The 19889-nt window shown below is 57.1% G+C and carries 12 protein-coding genes and 1 tRNA gene; all 13 read right to left on the reverse strand.

The annotated features are described in order from the left end of the window. Window positions 1-135: 135 nt before the first annotated feature. The 13 genes from ACQKIK_RS02870 to ACQKIK_RS02930 all read right to left on the reverse strand — a co-directional run bounded on the left by ACQKIK_RS02870 (window position 136) and on the right by ACQKIK_RS02930 (window position 19818). Window positions 136-333, reverse strand: coding sequence for a hypothetical protein (locus tag ACQKIK_RS02870; RefSeq protein ID WP_058064881.1), 198 nt, complete (start codon window positions 331-333; stop codon window positions 136-138). Between the two features lie 608 nt (window positions 334-941). After that, window positions 942-1433, reverse strand: coding sequence for a GNAT family N-acetyltransferase (locus tag ACQKIK_RS02875; protein WP_499134662.1), 492 nt, complete (start codon window positions 1431-1433; stop codon window positions 942-944). Window positions 1434-1677: 244 nt separating this feature from the next. Further along, a complete protein-coding gene (locus ACQKIK_RS02880) occupies window positions 1678-4716 on the reverse strand; it encodes a DEAD/DEAH box helicase (RefSeq protein ID WP_499134664.1) in 3039 nt (1012 codons plus the stop codon). Next, window positions 4716-7010 carry an EH signature domain-containing protein gene (locus tag ACQKIK_RS02885; RefSeq protein WP_499134666.1) on the reverse strand — a complete coding sequence of 765 codons (2295 nt, stop codon included), beginning with the start codon at window positions 7008-7010 and terminating at the stop codon, window positions 4716-4718. Before ACQKIK_RS02885 ends, ACQKIK_RS02880 begins: the two co-directional genes overlap by 1 nt. Next, complete coding sequence (locus ACQKIK_RS02890) at window positions 7007-7771, reverse strand: OmpA/MotB family protein (protein WP_499134668.1); 765 nt, start codon at window positions 7769-7771, stop codon at window positions 7007-7009. The genes ACQKIK_RS02885 and ACQKIK_RS02890 overlap by 4 nt, the downstream gene beginning before the upstream one ends. Then, entirely contained in the window at window positions 7771-10116 is a 2346-nt protein-coding gene (gene zorA / locus ACQKIK_RS02895; RefSeq protein ID WP_499134669.1) for an anti-phage ZorAB system protein ZorA, read from the reverse strand. Before zorA ends, ACQKIK_RS02890 begins: the two co-directional genes overlap by 1 nt. Before the next feature lie 46 nt (window positions 10117-10162). Continuing rightward, window positions 10163-11248 carry a DUF8606 domain-containing protein gene (locus ACQKIK_RS02900; RefSeq protein ID WP_499134670.1) on the reverse strand — a complete coding sequence of 362 codons (1086 nt, stop codon included), beginning with the start codon at window positions 11246-11248 and terminating at the stop codon, window positions 10163-10165. 15 nt (window positions 11249-11263) lie between these two features. Continuing rightward, entirely contained in the window at window positions 11264-12847 is a 1584-nt protein-coding gene (locus tag ACQKIK_RS02905) for a restriction endonuclease subunit S (RefSeq protein WP_499134672.1), read from the reverse strand. Continuing rightward, complete coding sequence (locus ACQKIK_RS02910; protein WP_499134674.1) at window positions 12844-14304, reverse strand: type I restriction-modification system subunit M; 1461 nt, start codon at window positions 14302-14304, stop codon at window positions 12844-12846. Before ACQKIK_RS02910 ends, ACQKIK_RS02905 begins: the two co-directional genes overlap by 4 nt. A 2-nt stretch (window positions 14305-14306) precedes the next feature. Further along, complete coding sequence (locus ACQKIK_RS02915; RefSeq protein WP_499134676.1) at window positions 14307-15599, reverse strand: HNH endonuclease; 1293 nt, start codon at window positions 15597-15599, stop codon at window positions 14307-14309. A gap of 79 nt (window positions 15600-15678) precedes the next feature. Then, window positions 15679-18042, reverse strand: a complete 2364-nt coding sequence (hsdR, locus tag ACQKIK_RS02920; RefSeq protein WP_499134678.1) for an EcoAI/FtnUII family type I restriction enzme subunit R — start codon at window positions 18040-18042, stop codon at window positions 15679-15681. Between the two features lie 277 nt (window positions 18043-18319). Continuing rightward, window positions 18320-18967, reverse strand: a complete 648-nt coding sequence (locus ACQKIK_RS02925) for a peptidase M15 (RefSeq protein ID WP_499134680.1) — start codon at window positions 18965-18967, stop codon at window positions 18320-18322. Between the two features lie 775 nt (window positions 18968-19742). Then, window positions 19743-19818, reverse strand: a tRNA-Thr gene (locus tag ACQKIK_RS02930). Window positions 19819-19889: the final 71 nt, after the last annotated feature.

A 19889-nucleotide genomic window follows, 5' to 3' on the forward strand; every position in this document is an offset into this window, starting at 1 on the left:
TGTCACCTAGCTCACAGCGGACGCCCCCTCAGCCATAGTCATAGCGACGCTCGAGAAGTAGATTCGGGCGTCGCTACTGGTACGGGAACTCGCCAACTCGCTCGCTCCGATTCTAAGTCGAGGTTACATAGTGCACTAGCTAGACTGCCGTAGCGCCGGGCGCTGCTCCGTGGTCAGCTCTGAGCTGTTTGGTGGAAGGATGTAATCGCCGTTCTCGTCCAATTGTGCCAGCTGCTCCGGCGTCGGCTCGGGCAGCATGTCCATTGCCTCGGCGAACGTCGCCCCGTTCTTGAGCGCTTCGAGCGCTGCCTGTTCCGCCTTGCTCATTGCCATTGCTGCCGAACTCCGATCCGTTGCTAGACTATCGGTATGCTGAGATCTGCGGTCGATGAAACCGCTTGGGCGTACGCGAGGCCGACGAACAGGTTGGGACAAGGGTATTCGCTACGCCCGACACGCTCTAACTTCATTAATCCAGGCCGTTGCACGGAGCAGTGCCAGTGAAGATCCGCCATGCTATTCGTCGCCGACGGGACGCGCTCATTCGCCTATGGAATTTTCACATTAAAGGGAAGATGCCGGACAGACCTTTCAACGGAGCCTTCGTTCATCTCCCTGATGGAGGTTTGCACTGGTGCCCACCAATTGAGAAGGACCCCGGGGCAGATGAAGTCCCATCGCACCCCAGCATCGCGCGGGCAACTGACGAGCCCCTATAACGGTTGCGTTCGCGCCCTAATGGACGCATACCATCCTGCACCGTCGGGACGACTTCGAACACTCCAGAAGTTGGCCGCTAGAGGTTGAGTAAGGAATTTCGCGCCTGATACGCAGCGCGGTTGAAGCGCCCCTTTCCGTGCGTACCAGCTTGCGCACCACGGTTGCGTACCGATACGCGGCTCTCCTCTCATCTACTCTAAGAGTTTGCCTGCCTCTCGCCATCACCGATTATGTCCTGGCTCGGCACGTGGCAAAAATCGCTGAATGACCTCAACCGGCGCCCGAACGTGGCGCTCAGAGCGATGCGGCGCGAACCCAAGCGCAGCAGCAAAAGCGGAGCTGTTAGGGTTCATTGACTCGATTCCTATATGCGTGAAGCCAAACCTATCCGCATTGCTCACAAAGAAAGACATGAGATGCGTGCCATGTCCCTTCCGCTGCTGATGGAAGCCTATCCTCGCGACTACAAGAGTATCGCTGGGCCAGAAATCGCAATTTGGAGGCGTCACGCGAAGGTAAAGGTCGTACTTCTTCCGCCGAGCTGACACCAAGTAGCGAGGCAAGCCGAACGTAACTGCCGGGGTTTTATAACCAAACCGCTGTTTTAGATAATCTTCGAGCATCGTTGCCAGTTTCTCGGCATTTCTTATGCTACGACTCTCCAACGCTTTCTCATCTCCCTGCATTTCTGCCTGAACTGATAAATCACCCATCGCTTCAGCTCCCATATCATGACGTCTCGTAGACTGCTCTAGCGATATCTAGCACACCAACGCAAGATTAGTGGTCCTGGCTGAGCAGGTGAGTCACAGCATCGTTACAGAAGAGATGTAATAGCGCGGCCCGGGGCGATGTCGTTGCCTAGCAGGCATTGCAGTGGTCGCATCACCGCCCCTTGCGGCGAATGCGGACCTTGCAACAAGCCCCAGCTTCCGACTAGGCATGCCCGCAACGTGACTAAAGCCCCATTGAGTAAATCATCTCGCTCTCACTAACCGCTTCTGGTGTCACCACAGCGTCCTTGAGCATTAACTTGCCGCGCAGCAGCCGATCCAGGTGCACATCGAACGAATCAAACTGTGGATGCGTTACGGCGGGCAGATGAATAAACACCTCCTTCTGCTGCCCGATGCGATACACACGGTCAGAGGCCTGCGCCTCTTTTGCCGGGTTCCAGTGCCGTTCCAGGTGAACAACGTGGTTAGCTCCGACAACGGTCAAACCTACACCCGCTGCGACCGGAGACATGATCAAGAGGTTGAATCCTGACTTCGCTTCGAATGCTGAAATGAGCTTCTTACGGGTCATTTCTTCCGCTTTGGTAGCTACCGCTTTTGTATCTCCGTTGATAACGGCAATGTCCAGGCCGTAGATCTGATCAAGCCACAGTTTCAAAAGCCTTTGCAGGCGCTTGGTCATCATGAACAGGATGACCTTTTCGCCCTTATCCCGAATCTCGTCCAGCAGTTTGAGCATTACGGCTAGCTTGCCGGACTCGGACATCAACTGCCGCGCATGGTGGCCATCCCGACTGTAGAGCGATGGTTCATCATCCAAACGAGGGTGCAACGATACGGAGCGCAACTGCGTAAGCGCCGCTAGAGCCGAACCACGCATGTCATCTGCGCTGGCGCGTCGAGCACGGTATCCATCTAGCACATCGTCATACACCTGCAGTTGAATCCCGCGCATTGAGACACCCAACTCAGGCGCGTAACGCTGAATGCCTCGATCGACCTGCTCTACCCCACTACGGATAGTTTTGCTGGGCAGGCCTTTGAGCTGGTCTTCCTTCACGCGACGCAGCATGAACGGCCCGACCGCCTTGCGCAGTTGCTCACCCAGACGAACACGGACCTCGTCGCGCTCCTCCTCCCCGGCCGAGAGAATCGGCTTGATCCAAGTGTCTCGGTAGTTTTCCCAGCTGCCAAACAACCCTGGCTGAGCCGTATCCATCAAACACCAGAAGTCGCCGAGGCTGTTCTCCACGGGCGTGCCTGTGGCCAACAATTTGAAGTCAGCCTTTAACCCCTTTGCCGCACGGGTTTGCAGTGCGTTAGGGTTCTTGATGTTCTGCGCCTCGTCGAAAATGACCATGCCCCAGTCGATCCTGCACAGAGAAAACTGGTAGTCACGCAGCGTCTGGTACGTTGTTAGAACCAAACGACGGTCCATATCCAGACGTTGAGCACCCGCCTCCGGGCCAATGGTCAACGCATAACGAATGCTCTGGGCATCCATCATGCCCTCATCATCGGCCAGGGCAGCCAGTTGAACAGACTCTTTCTCGGCGCCCTTGACGCGGTAGCGGTTCAAGTCTCGTCCAGCTTGCAGCACCACGAGATCGCGGAACGGAATGCTTAGAAAGGTCTTTCCAACTTCGTCTTCCCAGTTTTCCAACAGGCTAAGTGGTGCGACTACCAGGACTGGTTTTTGCGGCTTTTCGCTTCGGCGCTGGGCTGCCAGGTATTCACCGATTGCGACCAGCGACATGTATGTTTTGCCCAGCCCCATATCGTCGGCGAGCAGGCTGCCCTGTAGGCGATAGAGGTCATCATGATCGTCAGATAACGCGGCGTTCATCAGCCTGAGCATCCACTCAATACCTTCGACCTGATGCGGGAATGGCTGCCGCGCATAAGCGGACCAGTCTGGTGCTTCCAGTAAGCGAGCGTTGCTGGCTTTTGCCAGTAGTGTCGAGTTGATTTCGCCGGCATCCTTAAGAATGACGGCAACCTTCTCCTTGGGCTCGTCAAAGAGATCTTCAGCTGCGGCCGGCGGCTCCGAAAACTCGGGCTTCTCGAGCGTCTCTTTCACCTGTTCCAATTGACGCGCCACAAGCGGCGCGTCTGAAATGTCGATGACCTCACCAGCAAAACTGAGACTCGTCGCACCCTGCTCTATCGCGGACCTCAGCACCTCCTCAAAACGCTCCAACTCCTCTGGCGTCTGAACCAACTTCGGGATGATCTCTGCTGGCGCGGGGCGCTTATCCAAGGCAAACCAGTCATTCTTAGCCGTATCCAACGCGCCAAAGTCCATATGCTGCAGCTTGCCAATGCCAGCTACGCGGACCGAGAAACCGACCTCGAGATTTACCAGTGCAGCATCCAGAAAGGCCGTAGGCGAGGCGATGAACTCGGCGACCTTATCTGACGGGATTCGTTTGTTGGCCAGCACATTGCGAATGCCGTCCATCTTGGCCTGATCGAGCAACACCACACGATTGTCGATTCGCAGCACACCCCCGTCAGCGCTCATGTCGAGCTGCGACCAGCGCTTCTCCAGCTGATCGGGCGTCGATCCATCCCCCAGACTCGGGCACAGCATCAGGCTGCCGTCTGGCAACCGGGTCGCAATGACGCCAACATTTTCCGGAACGACAACATCAAGCCGATCGAAATGACTCAGATCGATGCGCATACCGCTTCGGGCAGCTGTCTGTAGCTCGGCCATCAAACGAAGGTTAGCCGCCTCCCCTCGCTGTGCAGGCTCGAGAGACTCATGCTTTTCCCAAGCCATCAGCCCCATCAGCTCAGCTGGCGTAAGCCAGTAGCGCTCGGTACTCGTCAGACACAAATACGGGCCTTTGCGCAAGAAAGGTGTGAGGCCTTCAGCCACTTCAACGGCAAGCCCAACGCGAAAGCCGCTGTTACCTGTGCGCCCGCTGATGGAAGTCTGAAAGCGCCCCGTGAACCGCCGTGGCAGCCGCAGAATATCGGCCTGCTCACTGTCCATACCGGCAATATCTTCAGCACCGATATGAAAGCCGTTGGCCGTATGCTCTGCTATGCCCTGCTCAGAGAGCATGTTCAGGACAATCAGCTGAATTTTCTGCAGCGCGTTGCCTTTGCCTTCCTGCAACGCTTTGAACGTCTGGACGGGAAGATAAAAATTGACTCCGTTGGAGTCTGCACTCGACGCAAACCCCTCCTGACTACCGACCGCCACATCACGTTCGCCAATTAACGACTTCAAAACATCGAAAAGTCTCATTACTGCTCTCTCCCCTCAGCCTCGAACGCTTCCAGCTCCCGTTGAGCCGCGCCCGTCAGCTGCCATCCGTACTTGTCATCCTGCGTACAGATCCCTTTCAATGGCCCGTATAGAGCCTGATTTACCAGCCTCGCGTCGACCTCTAGAATATTCGCCGCATAACGAACCTTATCGCCTGGATTGGCCGCGAAATAACGCAATACGGCCAGCGCAAACGGCTCGAGCCTAGCGACCCTCGAGCCCGAATTTGCACTTGCATTGGCACTTGCATTGGCACTGGCATTGGCACTGGCATTGGCATTTGCGGCACTCGGCACGCTCTGACTTGCATCTGATGGCTCCGACCTGGCCAGCTCGGCTAACAACTGCTCACCATGGGTCGACAGCAACCAATTCCCCTCTTCGTCCTGCTGGACGTACTGAGAGAGGCTGCTCTCCAACATTGTTTTCACGTTCAACACATTGCCGCCCTGGTTGCTTACTGCTTCCAGCAACGCATAGAAACCGCAACGTGGATGAGTCTCGAGATAACGCAGGGCCGCTAGCTGGAGCGAGCTGATGGACGGCTGCTTCGTTCGTTGCAGAGCCGGGTCATCGCGACCGGAGGCAACGGCGCCTGATTTCACCGCACCATTTACGGCCGCAGCTGCAACATCAGCTGAACGCCGTGTTGGGGTTGGCACATCGGCATTGCGTGACGTCCGCGCCGCAGCGTGCTCAGTACTTTGTTGAGCAGCCGTCGGCGATCGCGTTGCCGTCTTGGCCCCCTCTTTCGCCGGAGGTGGAACCACCGTGCGCTTGGCACTTACGGCAGGGATCCCGAATTTACGCAGTTGAAGCCGGTAGTCTTCAGGGCTCAGAAGCTGCTCGACATCGACAGCAATCCCATTCTCGGCTAGGAAGGTGAAGACCTTGTTCTGCCAGGTATATGGGGTATGCACAAAAGCGTCGTAAGGCAGCCCAGGGTAGAGTTTCTTGTAAGTCCCGGGAATCGTGGTGGTCAGGTCGTAGTGACTGAAGGTATTCCGCTCATACGTTCTTAGGGCTTCACCAGGCGCGGCCAAGTAGGCCCAAATCTTGAAACTATGTGAGCCCTCGACCAGATGGAAATCGCCGCAATCAAGATAGATAACCGCCTTGTCGCTCATCGCCCCGTCCATCTCAGCGAAGCTGGTCTTAACGTCCTTGCCTAAGATTCGCTTGACCGACTGCCGAGCCTTGCTACCTAGCAAGAGTCGGGTATTTCGAATCAACTTGAGCTTGAACAGTCCTTCCAGGAATCGCTTACGGGCGGGAAACATCCGCTGCATTTCTGTATTAGCCGTTTCAAGCCCGTATTGCTCGACTGCTTGCAAGAACAGCCGCAAGTCCTCTTTCGATAACCAGCCCCGTACCTTTTGAATCCGCTCTTCGCCCAGCGGCTGCCACCACTCCCGGAAGTTGGCTGCGGAGCTTGAGATACGCGGGTCTCCTGCCAAGTTAAGAATGAAGTTCTGCCATACTTCGCCGGGTTCCTGGCCAGCACGGTCGATGAGAATCTCAAGCGCAACATGGCCGATTCGCCGTGTGCCTTCGAAGGGCGCCTTGGCCACCGCAGGCTTAAGCAACTCATCCAGCACCGGATCGGACTCGCCGGGATGTAACTGTCGCAACGTCTCGAGATAAAAGTGCGCTCGGCAGATATCGCCATAACGGCCATCATCAAAGCCGTGCAAACCGAGCTCCATGAACGTCTCGCCAAGTTCACGTCCGCCTTGACGCACGCGTTCAGCGAGATGGCGTGGACCATCCAGGCTAAGCAAACAATGCCCCTCGCGCTTGAGCGTCACCAGCGGATCGGCCCGCGATGTTTGAATTCTGGACGGCGGTATCAGTGCAAGCTGCTGTAACAAGCTCCGCTCCAGGAGCTCGCGCAACCCGTCCTTTTCATCCAACCTATCGAATCGCCTGAAATACAACTGTGCCAACTGTTGCAGAGTCATACGGGTGAGACGCGGCTGCTGCGCCCTCAGCATGGTGGTTAGCAAGCGTGCGTTGAGTAGTTCGACTACTTCGTCGTTGAGCCACAACGAGGTCAGCGCGCGAGCCGTTATCCGACGCTTTAACAACTCTGGCAGCACATCAAAACGCAGTGTGTCAGCCATACGATGCAGTTCAGCGCACATGCGCTCAAACGCATCATTGTTTCCGGTCTCCGTCTCCATAGTGGCTGCCTTTTTTGCCAGTACAGTCCAGCTCTCGAGCATCTGAGCGCTCCAGCTGACCGCAGGAAACTCTACTGGAGGCAGCCTCATGGCTTGGCCTCTTCCAGTCGCTCCTTGACCTGCTCGTACTGCGCGCTATCCGGACGACGGATGGTGAATCGAATGTCGATTCGGCGATTACGTTTGAAGTCTTCCTCCGTGACCTGATCCGCCACGGCCGGACGCGTTTCGCCATACCCGCTGACCGAGAACAGCGGTTTCCCGTCCTTGTTGTTCAGGCGCGACAGCTGTTCCTCGCGCGCCAAGGCGTCACTCCAAAACTGCCAGAGCGAAATAGCACGAAAGGTAGAAAGCCCCCAGTTGCCCTTGCCCATAAATCCGGGCAACGGACGATTATCCGTGTGCCCCTCGATAAAAATCGTGTCCAAGAACTCCACGCGGTCATCACGCGAGATCACCTCGTTGATGACCTTTCCGATCTCAAGCGCACGCGCCTGATAGGCAGCGTGGATGTCATACGCGCCGGTATCGAATCCAAGAAGATCGTTGGGAATGCTCAACACTGTGTGATTTTCGCTGACCTCCACTTTTATGCCGCGTTTGCGCAAGGCCTCAACAGCCTCATCAAGGATGGTGCGGCGCACCTCTTCGGCTTTCTTCAGCTCAACGATTTCCTCGTCGAACTTCACCTGACGCTCTTTCAGTTCTTGCTGAATTTCCATCAGTTGCAAGATCAAAATCACCGAGGCCAGGATGAAGATAACCAGCAGGGCAGACATGATGTCCGAGAAGGACATCCAGTACGGGTTCTCCTCGTCAACTGCGACGTCGTGCGACTTGCGAAAGCGCATCAGCGGGCCTCCAGCTCATCCAATATGCCGCTTACGGCTTGGACATTGCGGTGCATCTGATCGGCATAGGCGAGCGAAACCTCGTTCCACTTGTTCATGCGATCGTCAGTCTGCGTCCGCACCTCGCTGGCGTAGCTACGCAACCACTCCTCAGCCTGCTTTTCAATCGCCTCCACCTGGACACGCAGCGTCTCGCCCAGCGTTGTAAATTCATGCCGTACGCCGGACAGGAACTCCTGCTGAGTTTGTTTCATGTCACCAAAGCCATTGCGTGCTTCGCTCGCGGCCTGCTCAAAGCGCTGCGCGCCTTCAAGCAGCGCCTTTTGCAACTGCGAGAGCGAACTTGCCTGGCCCTGCAGCTGCTCAGCCAACCCCGCATTCTGGTTGCCTGCAGCTTCCACGCTCTGGGTTACCCCCTCTAAACGTTGCCCCAACATGTCGGAAGCTTGGCGAAGGTTGGCAGAAAGCAGGCCCAACTGGTTGGCGCTGCTATCCATGTGCTTGCTGCTGGTCGCAGCCGCTTCGGTTGCCTGTTGCAGGCGCGTCATCAGCTGCTGGTGCTGTTCAGCCATCTGCCTGCTCTGCTGCTGGGTAACCTGAACGGCGGACGCGATGCCTGCCAGCAACTCCTGCTGCTGCCCAGCCATGTCCTCCAATTGTTCGTTAAAGCGCTGCTGGCGGCTCTGTTCACGCTGCTCCGCCTGCATGCCGTACCCGCTCACCTGCTCATTGAAACTGCCGAGCAGCTTGCTGACCGTCTCCTCAAGATTGCGCTGTTGCGTCGCAGCGGCTTCAGCAATGGCGCCAATCTGCTGCTGGCTGGTCTGGCCGAGGCTGCCAATAAGCTGCTGCTGTTGCGCCAGCGCTCCCGCTTGCTGCTGTTCATGGCGCTGTGCCCTGGCCTGCTCACGCTGCTCCGCGGCCCCCATCTGCGTATCGAGCTGTGTGTTCAGGTTCATCATCAGGCGGGAGAAAACCTTCTCCAGGTTGCTATGGCGCTCGTTGCCCGCCTCGGCCATCACCCGCATCTGGTCCTGGGTGGAACTGGAGAACTTCTCCAGAAGTCCCGCCTGATTCGCACTGGACTCACTCAGTAAGCGCTCGAACATCGCCTGACGCTCTTCATCGCGGCGCTGCGCAGAGCCCAGCTGCCCCTGCAACTGGCTCGACAGACCGGCCATCAGCTCGCTGAAGCGCTGCTCCAGTTGTTCCTGTCGCTGATCGGCGGAGCCGGTAATGCGCTGCAATTGGGCTTCGAACTGATTGCTCTGCTGCTGTGCCGACTCCATCTGCCGACTCTGCTGGTCACTCAAGCTTGTGAATACTTGATTCAGACGCTCACTCATGCCGCTTACGGCGGCGTTCACGTCAGCAGCGGCTTGCTGCATCTGGTTGCCCTGCTCACGGCCAACCGAGGTCATACCATCCATAAAACTTCCCACCAAGGTCTCCAGCACCTGGGTAGATTGCTGGCTGGTGGTACTGACCAAGGTCTGAATAGCGGGCGCCATGATGTTGTTCAGCGCATCGGTCAGCGCTGTCTGCATGGCCTCATTCATACCGGTGAGGGTTTCCTGCAGCTTGTCACCGATACGCTCGTGCAGTTCCTGCAGCGCTTCCTTGCTCTCTCTGCCGTATTCCGCGATATGTACGAGCGATTGCTCGGCCGGAATGCGGGGGTAGAGGAAGTCGATATCGTGCTGCAGCCGCTGGATATCATTCAGCGCACTACGCTCGAACATCTTCTCGATGATGTTCAGCAGCAGGCTGAAGGCAACACCCCAGACCGATGTCATGAATGCCACAGCAGCGCCGGAGATCAGCTTGTTGATGCCGCCCTTCAGCGCTTCGATCTCGTCGGACGTACCCACCAGCCCCTCAAGCCCGACGGTCAAACCAACGAAGGTACCCAACACACCGACCGCCACCAGGAAACTGGGTGCTGCGGCCAGCAGACGGCTGGCAGTCAGACCACTCGCCAGTGTGCGCGCATTGAAGAAATGCTCGGCATCCAGAGTATTGAACAGCTTTTGCTGGTCGGACGACTGCACAAGACTTTCGTCGAACTCGCGCCAGAGCATGCCGACATTGGATGCCTTCAGCTCCTGCGCCTTGTGTAGCGTTTCTCTTCGGCTGGCAGCCAGGGTGTCCTTGCTCTGGCCGTCCAGCAGCGAGCGCAGTGCTCGCATGCGCGCTTTGAAATGCCGGAAATGCAGCATCAGGAAGAACAGCGAAAACCCGAAGATCAGTGCAGTGACCAACCAGAACCAGGCACTGATGCCGTTAGGGTTGGCGCTGAACATATGGGCGAAATCGGGGATCAGGTGTTGCAGCAAATCCATCATGACCAAAGCGTCCGTTTAAAGCAGAGGGATCAAAGCAATGCGCGAATCAGGCTTTCACGCCGAAGCGTTCTTTCAATCGGTCCACCGTCCAGCGCCACTTCGGGGTGGTTGGGCGGCAGATAGTGTTCTGGTTGCCGAACAGGCCGACTTCCCTGATGGCTTCGTTCAGCGGCAGGCTGAACAGCCACTCCACCGAAACGAAGTATTCGCAACGTTCCGGGTCATCGGCCAGGTCGCGGTGATAATTAGCACCGCTGAGCAGCTCCAGCGCCGGCACCTCGTTGCCCTGATAGGGAATACAGAACTCAATGGCAGGGGAGGCATGGCTGGTGACTCGTGCGACGCCGACATACCCGGCGCCGGGTACGTTGACCCAGATGCGGTCGCCAGGGCTGAGCAGCTTCAGGCTGTTGCTGTACCAGCTGCCACCGCCACCGCAGATGAAGCCGTACTGCCGGGCCTCTGGCCAGGAGCGGCTCGGGCCGTGGCCGAAGGAGCAGTAGAACTCGCCGTTCCAGGGTTCGCCGGGTGTTCCAGGCTTGGCAACGGCGGTGGGTTGTGGCGTTTCGGAGGGATCGAGCAGCCATGCCCGGCTGATGAGCTGCTGGTCGCCGAGCTGGAATACCTGGAAGCACAGGACGTTGATGGCGATTTTGCGCTCACTGAGGTAGCTGACGATGCGCTCGCTGCTGGCATCCAGCTCGGCAGCGACGATAACGATCTGATGGCTCTGATTGAGCGACTCGATATCCAGCGGCACGCCGAAACGCGCCTGGAAATCAGCGGCCAGATCGCTCTGCGGCCTGAAGCGCTGGTAGATGATGGCAATTTCGTCCGCCTCCAGCTGCTCGACCCAGGCTGCATAGTCCAGCGCCTGCGCCACCACCTCACGTGGGGTGCGGTCACGCTTGAGTTCGATCAGCACCAGCGAGGCATCCGGCGCCAGCGCCAGCAGGTCGATACGGCCGCCATAGCCGGTGCTTTCCTGCTGGCCGATCAGCAACCAGTCCTCCGACAGAAGCGCCGGCGCCGCGACAACCATGTTTTCCAGTAGCTGCTCGCTGATTAACCGTGCCGCCTTAAGGGCTACGGGTTGCGCGCCGACTGTCCAGACTTGTGTGCGAATGGGCATCCCTGCACTCCTCGTTCAGGCCACGGCCTTTTCGACCAAAGCGGTGGCCAGCTGTTCGTTGAGTTGGCGAGCCTTGGTCAGGCGGGTTTTGAGTTGATCGCAGAGGGCCATTAACTGATCGATTTTGGCGATGATGCGATGTTGTTCTGGGACGGGTGGCAAAGGGAACTCAATCGCAGCGAGTCGCGACGCGCTTAAATGAGCAATATTCGTTGTCTGCTGCGCCGCCTGTTGAAAACGGCCGCTATGCATGCACGACTGGAAGTAGCGCAGCGCATATATTGGAATCACGCAATCGTACGCCCTGAATCGCAATAGTGTGTTTTGAAAGCAAACCCCAGGGATTTCCCCATTAAATATTGCAGGACGCCCAACCAGCTCCTTACTTTGTCCTTCATTTAGAAGGACGTCTCCGGGTAGTAATCGAAAGATTTCTTGCTCTGCAGGTGTAAAGTTCATCTCTTTAACATCCGACAAATCGAGCGAATTTTCTTTCACATTGGCAACACGGAGATAGGGAACCATGTGCTCACCGAAGTGATCCTTCGGTGATCGCTGACGCCCAAGCTTGATTTCGCCCGTTTGAGAAACGCGCGCTATAGCCCAACCCATAGGCAGTTCAAACAGGGCGATATTCGAGGCTGCGTCAATTTCTTGCTTAGGTTTTTTGGACCTGCTGGGATTTGCCGTTAAGTGGTTCTGTAGCTCGACCCGCGCGAGCAACTCACTCGCCGGCTCATCACTAGGATCTTGCTGCACCAGTTTGCCCATCACGGCCAGTTGCAGCACGGTCTGCTTGAGGGCGTCGATGCTGGATTCGGTGGTGAACAGGGTGTGAAAGTGTTCGGCCAGGCGTTGCCAGTTGGCGGCGAAGTCGATGGTGTCGCTGGCTTGGGTCAGGCTGTCGAGCAGTGTTTGTACCAGTTGGGCGTGGGCGCTTTCGGCGTCGGCCTGCTGGGCTTCCAGGCGGTCGCACAGCGCCATCAGTTCATCGACTCTACGTTGTGCTGAAATTGGCAGTAGTGGTACAGGCACATCCCCAATTTTTGCAACAGTTAAACTGACGTTTGCAGTTCCGACCATTCGACTTACCAACAACTCGTCCTTGAAGGTACTGAGATATGCATGAAGGTATCTAGCCGATAGTTGCTGTGTATCTTTAGGTTGCACGACCGCAAGGATGCTCCCAACGGCGTACTGCCCATCTTGAAAGTGGACGCGCTTCAGACTGGCATCACCGTGACCGGTCGATGACACCATCGGAATCATCACCCCCGGACCCTCAAAATCAAAATGATCAGAGCTGCCTCTGGCTTCGGCAGTGACAACCAAGGGGAATGGTCCAGGCACCGCATCCTTGATCCCAGTTTTGCCTTTGGCAATTGTTGTAACAGCGGCTAGCGAACAGGTAGGAAGCCGCGCGAGCAAAGCGTTTAACGCAAACACCTTGTAATTTTCTTGATCGGGTTGAGGTGCGACTGAGGATTCACTCTCTAAGTAATGCCCGGCCACGGTGGCAAAGAGCGCACGCCTTAATGAGGTAAAGTCTTGGCCTGCAACAAGAATATTGAGTGCTTGGTCAACTACGGAGTTACTCACTGAAAGCACTCCGTAAGAATGGACTTCAGCTTACTGCGCAGGTCACTGATTTCGCCTTGCAGCGTGGCGTAGTTGCGCAGCAGCTCGTCTGGGTCGTGGCTGATTTGTTCGCCGATATGCGGGTTCTTGCAGTCCAGGTTCCAGTTGCGGGCTTGCAGCTCTTCGATGCTGACTTTCCAGGCGAATTCGTTCTCCACCCGTGCGGCGAAGCCATCGGCTTCGTTGCCCCACCAGGCCTCTTCCACGGCGAATTCTTCGATGCGCATGGGGCGAGTTTTGGAATAGTTTTTAACTCCGGCCGGATACTGGTGCTCGTAGAACCACACCTGTTTGGTCGGTGTGCCTTTGGTGAAGAACAGCAGGTTGGTCTTGATACCGGTGTAGGGGTTGAACACGCCGTTGGGCAGGCGAACGATGGTGTGCAGGTTGCACTCGGTCAGCAGCTTTTCCTTGATGCGGCTTTTGATGCCTTCACCGAACAGGAAGCCATCAGGCAATACCACCGCCGCGCGGCCGCCATCTTTCAGCAGGTGCATGATCAGCACGAGAAACAGGTCGGCGGTTTCTCGGGTGCGGAAGGCAGCCGGGAAGTTCGTTTCGATACCGTCCTCTTCCATGCCACCGAACGGCGGGTTGGCGACGATGCAGTCGACCCGCTCCTTCGGCCCCCAACTGATCAGCGGACGCGCCAGGGTGTTGTCGTGGCGGATCTGGTTCGGCACCTCGATGCCGTGGAGGATCATGTTGGTGGTCGCAAGCAGGTGCGGCAGCGGCTTCTTCTCCACACCGTAGATGCTCGCCTGCAGTGTGCGTTCGTCCTCGGCGGTTTTCACATAGCGGCTGCGCTTGTGCTCGATGGTGCAGGTGAGAAAGCCGCCGGTGCCGCAGGCCGGGTCCATGACCTTCTCGTCGAGCTTGGGGTCGACCATGCGCACCATGAACTCGGTGACCGGGCGCGGGGTGTAGAACTCCCCGGCGTTGCCGGCGTTCTGCAGGTCACGCAGCAGCTGTTCGTAGAGATTGCCGAACTCGTGGCGTTCCTGAGCCTTGTTGAAGTCCACGCCCTGCTGGATCTTGTTGATCACCTGGCGCAGCAGCTGGCCGGATTTCATGTAGTTGTAGGCATCTTCGAACACGCTGCGCACCACGAACGCCGACGGCGTGTTGCTGTACTCATGCAGGTTCTGTAGCTGGGGGAACAGGTTGTTGTCGATGAAGTCCTTCAGCGCGTCGCCCGTCATGCCTTCCGGGTCGGAAGCCCAGGTGCGCCAGCGGCAGCTTTCAGGAATGGGCGAGCGGTAGTTGTCGTCCATCAACTCCCATTCCAGCTCGCGGTCATCGAAGATCTTGAGAAACAGCAGCCAGACCAGCTGGCCGATGCGCTGGGCGTCGCCGTCGACACCCACGTCTTTGCGCATGATGTCCTGGATGGATTTGATGGTGGAGCTGATGGACATGCTTACTTCCTAAACAGATTGTCACGATGCCAGGCCAGGTATTCACGATGACGCGCATCGATCTGGCGCAGGCGAAGGTCGGAGGTGATATTCAGCGCTCGAGCGCTGTCTGGGTCCAGGTCCTCGCCAAGGAGAATCTGCCCGAAGTCGTCGAAACTGATCAGGCCCTGGTCGAAAGCCAGGTCGAGGTTTGGTGTCAGCAGGAGCCCGTTGAACGGGTCGAGCCGCTCTGCCCCACTGGCGACGCGCCAAGGTTTAATGTGTGACGCGCGCAACAGCATCGGTACGCAGCAGTCGGTGACGGCACAGCCGCCCCAATACCCAAGCAGTTCATCGCGATAGCCGCTTTGACCGACACGCGCCTTGATCAAGGCGTCGCGTTCGGTGTCTGTCAGCGCGATGTCTTCTGGTAGAACCTGAGCTAACTCAGCGAAGTGCTCCGTATTCGAAACCAGCGTCCGCGGCTCGCCTAGTAACTGGTCCACCAGCACCAGCAAGGCCGCGCTGCTGTGGAACCCTACATCCACACCATAGGCAATGTCGCTTGCCCCTCCGTTGCGCCGCTTTGGAAAGCCGCGCAGATTGCTGTTGTGGTAGTAGCGGGTATGCCCCCTTGCGATACCGGGCTGCGATATCAGGTTTAGTACGACAGCCTCGTATTGTGGATGAAGCACGAGAGGCGCTTGCAGGCGAGCGTGGATACTGCTGCTTTGCTTGACGTACACAGGGGACGCCAAGCCTGGATGATCCAGGCGGATCACTTTGAGACCCGATTGGGCAGGTTTCGTGAACCCTCGCTGCTGCAAAGTCGTAATGACTTCGTTAATGCTAAGCATGCCGACATCTGCTGTCAGTATTTCTTGCTTGGCTACTGACTGCGGCGCGCTTGAACGCGGTGCTTGGTTGGACGCTTCCCCCGATATCCATCCCATTTGCTGCAGTGCAGCCTTAACCTCTGGGTACATGCAGGCTCTGCTTTCCCCTGTTTCGGGATCATCATCAAAGCCAGCAATGCCATAAACCTTCCACTTCGGGCTTGGAATACCCAGTGCCGCGATGAGCTTGCCACCTAATCGTCCATACTGATTATTCGCTACCTGAAAGCTGGTTTTTCCTACCAGGGTAGCCAATTGCGTCATCGTGCATGCGTGCCCGGGAAAGCGAGCGTGCGCGATGAGCATGTCACGCTGTAGTGCTGTTATTTCTTGCTCGATGCTACGTAGCGCACGGATGTATTCATCCGTGCTTGGAGGAGAGATTCCACGTAGCGTGGAACCTATGGGCGCTGATGCCATTTGTATTTCCAGGATGACTGCAAGTCGGTTACGTTTTGAGTGGGCTGTCGCTTAACCGCAGCGCGGCTGACTGAAGGCATCACGAGCCGTACAGCTCAGCCTCAAGATCGTGAATGGCTTGCTGATAGCCGGGCTTCCCGCCAAACGCTCTCACAAGTTCCACAGGCGCACCTAACTGACTGAAGGGATCAAGCTGCAAGATCTTGATGTCTTCGATGTTCTCAATACCCGTATCAGCATATTTATCCAGTAGCGCCTCTAGTACCTGGCGGGCCGCGCCGGAGTATTTGGCGAAATAGTTGCGCTTCTTGACCTGGTCGGCACGCTCGCGACGAGATAGAGCGGGCTGGTCGAAGGCGACATGGCAGATCAGGTCGAACGGATCCAATAGCTTGCCCTGCTTCTTTTCCACCTCTTCAGCCAGGGCTTCCCACATCACACCCTGCGCGGCCAGCTCGTCGATGATGGCCTTCTTCTGCTCGGCGTCGCTCCAGCGCCGGAGAAAATCATCCAGCGAGGCGTACTGTTTGTGCACGCAGGTGCGGGTGTAGTCGTTCAGTGACTCGGTAATGAGGCGGCCGTCCGGCCCGTAGTACTGCACTCGCTCGGCAATGACATAGATCGGAATACTGTCGATGACATACCTGATGCGCTTTTTGCCGTCGTCCTCGACAGTGAACTCCAGCTCACCGGCCTCGGCCTCGCCGCCCGCGGTTATGCCGTCGCCTTCCAGCAGATCATCCGGCGGGACCGGAGGCTCATCGCCTGACGGGGCGTAAATCACAACGGGATCGCCATCGAAGGCCGGATCAGCAAACAGTTCGGTGGCCTTTTTGAAGTCCATGATGGTGAACCAGTACTTGCCGAAATCCTCGTTGATGCGGGTGCCGCGACCGATGATCTGCTTGAACTCGGTCATGGATTTGATGTGCTGATCAAGCACAACCAGCTTGCAGGTCTGGGCATCGACACCGGTGGTCATCAGCTTGCTGGTGGTGGCGATAACCGGATAGCGCGACTCGGGATCGATAAAGTTGTCCAGCTCGGCCTTGCCTTCCTGATCGTCCCCGGTGATGCGCATGACGTACTTGCGATTCTCAGCCACGCGCTCAGGATTGAGGTTGACCAGCGCCTGCCGCATACGCTCGGCATGGTTGATGTCGTCGCAGAAGACGATGGTTTTCTGGAACGGATCGGTGGCCTTGAGAAACTCGGTGACCTTTTGCGCGACCAGCTGGGTGCGCGCCTCGATGACCAGGGTGCGGTCCATGTCCTTGAGGTTATAGATGCGGTCCTCGATCAACTCGCCATTTTTGTCGAGCATGCCCTTGGGCGGTCGCCAGCCTTGCAGATCCTTGTCGAAGTCGATGCGCACTACCTTGTAGGGTGCGAGGAAGCCGTCTTCGATGCCCTGCTTCAAGGTATAGCTGTACACCGGGTCACCGAAGTAGGTGATGCTGGAAACCTCTTTGGTTTCCTTCGGTGTAGCGGTCAGGCCGACGTGGGTGGCACCAGAGAAGTAGTCAAGAATCTCTCGCCAGGCCGAATCCTCAGCTGCGCTGCCGCGGTGGCATTCGTCGATCACGATCAGATCGAAGAAGTCTCGGGAGAATTGCTTGTAGACGTTCTGCTCTTCCTCTGCGCCGGTGACAGCCTGATACAGCGACAGATAGATCTCGTAGGACGTATCGATCTGCCGCTTGGCGATCTTGGTCATCGCTGCGCCGAAGGGCTTGAAGTCGTTGTTCTTGGTTTGGTCGACGAGGATGTTGCGGTCGGCCAGAAAAAGGATGCGTTTCTTCTGCTTCGACTTCCACAGCCGCCAGATGATCTGAAAGGCGGTGTAGGTCTTGCCGGTGCCGGTGGCCATGACCAGCAGAATGCGATCCTGCCCACGAGCGACGGCCTCAACAGTGCGATTTATGGCATTGGTCTGGTAGTAGCGCGGCATACGCCCTGAGCCGTCGTCGTAGTAAGGCGCCTCGGCCTTCCGCCGGGCATCACCGTCCAGGCCCTTCCAGCGGCAATAGCGTTGCCAGAGTTCGGCGGGGCTGGGGAACTGGCTTAGGCTCAGCTCCGTTTCGACCTGATTCCCCGTGCCACTGCGGTCATGGAACAGAAAGCCATCGCCATTACTGGAGAACACGAAGGGCACATCCAGCGCCTCGGCATAGCCCAATGCCTGTTGCATACCGGAGCCCAGGGAGTGCTTGTTGTCCTTGGCCTCAATAACGGCAAGCGGAAGGTTCGGCTGATGATAGAGAATGTAGTCCGCTCGGCGTGACTCGCCGCGGCTGTGCAGCTTCCCGCGCACGATGATGCGCCCTTTGGTGAAGCTGACTTCCTCACGGACCTGCTTCTGAAGATCCCAGCCCGCCATGGCGATCGCAGGCGAGATGAATTTGCTGCAGATATCCCGCTCGGATAATGACTTCTTGTCCATGCGCCGGTCCCAAAATCAATAGCAATTCGGACGCCCCGACAAGGGCGATACATGCCCGAGCCGAACAACCTGAGGAAGCGAGTACGTATTAATGAAACCGCGCTTGAAGGCCATCCTTGACGTGCAGCAACACCGCTTAGGGATGTTGCGATGGCCACAATATCTTTGTGCCATCACCGGGTAAAGCTAAACCCCTAGCGGTCCGCTCAACGGACCTGCTCAGATCCATTCATTCAACATGAAGCAACGTCGAGCGATCGACCACGTCGGTTTGAATTTATCCCAAGCTGGCTAACCAAGGCCGGATGATCGCTTTGCGCGCCTCCAAACTAAGCGTGGCGACGCCCTCCTTCACCAGCGCCCGCTTATCTCCGGTATGTGGGTTTGCAACATAGGTGTTTATAGAGGGCAGCATGTTCGGGTTCGCGCTCCACCGTAAATTGAACGCCGCCAGCTTGGGAAACCAGAATTGGCTGGCGTACGGCAAATTGTCGTGAATCCACCAAGCCAGCGGCGTCCAGTCCTGGTGTTCCTCGTACCAGGGCAACAACGCCGGCACCACAACACAAGCGGTCGCACCCAGATACCCGTCGGTATCCAAGTAATCCCAAATATGCCCACCGTAGTTGCTCTCATTTGCGGCGCAACTATATTGGTTTTTGTTTTCTGCGCCCTTCGCATTGACTGCCGGAGCGCGATAGGCGGAGCGAATGCAGATCCGGCCAAAACGATCCTGGAGCGGCTCCAGCAATAATTCGCAAAGCTGACGCCCAGCTTCAATGGCACGATCAGGGTAATCCGGGATGTTGGGAATGCCTTCAATCTGCGAGATCTCCGAGTACAGGAAATCTCGCATGAAGAAATGCTTGGAAAGTCTTACGCGTCCTAGATCCTCTAGGGCGGCTACCGAAGACGGCTTTTTCATCTTATTCGCTCCTTGATATCGCATTAGCCAGCTCTGCGCTCAGCTGTCTTACAGCCGCAGTTTCAGTCGAAGGCTGAACGGATCGCCCGTGGGTCAGCCGCCCACACAATATGTCTACAGAGAAGACACATCTAGTCTGGCTACGTGTACAGGTAAAGTTTTCGAGCGGGATCATCCAGTTCCAGACTTGTGCAGGTCTAGGTACGGCCGGCCTAGCCCGCAGATGTATGCCTCATACCGAAGCTGTAGGCTGCATAAGAAAAAGCTCAGCGTCTTCGCCATCGAAACAGGGTTAGACGGCTGTGGATATGGTCAGCCGGACAGCCTGGTACGCATCGCTGAAATGTCCATTTCCGTGCGTACCACCTTGCGCACCACGTTTTGCGTACCAGCAATGAGCTATCACTTCTGCCCCTTTAGCAAAACAAGTGGCATCCAAGCGACGGTATCAAAGCGGGTATCCAACCAAACCAGACAACGACTGAACAGAGACAACCAGGAGCGCACTTCGGAGCCTGCTGCATAGTTTACATTCCAGACTAGAAGGAGCGGCGCAGTGTGCAGCCGGCAACGAAGCAGCCCCAACGCCACTTCGTCCACGGAATGGTGAGGGGAACTCTATTAAATTCGTCGACAAATCGTACGAAGCCGATGATCGGCCAGGGTCCGCCACCATCTACGCTGGCTCATTCAAGAAGCCTGCCGAAACGTAACCCCGGCGTAACCCCGCCCCGAAAACCAAAAAGGCCCGCATCGCTGCGAGCCTTGATTTCATTGGTGCCGGTGAGAGGAGTCGAACCCCCGACCTTCGCATTACGAATGCGCTGCTCTACCTACTGAGCTACACCGGCGCCGGGCGGCGCATTATCGAATTTCGCCGGTGCGGACTCAAGCTCGCACCGGCGAAACAGACGCTATCACC

The organism is Pseudomonas sp. NPDC047961, from assembly GCF_050272435.1.
Classification (GTDB): domain Bacteria; phylum Pseudomonadota; class Gammaproteobacteria; order Pseudomonadales; family Pseudomonadaceae; genus Stutzerimonas.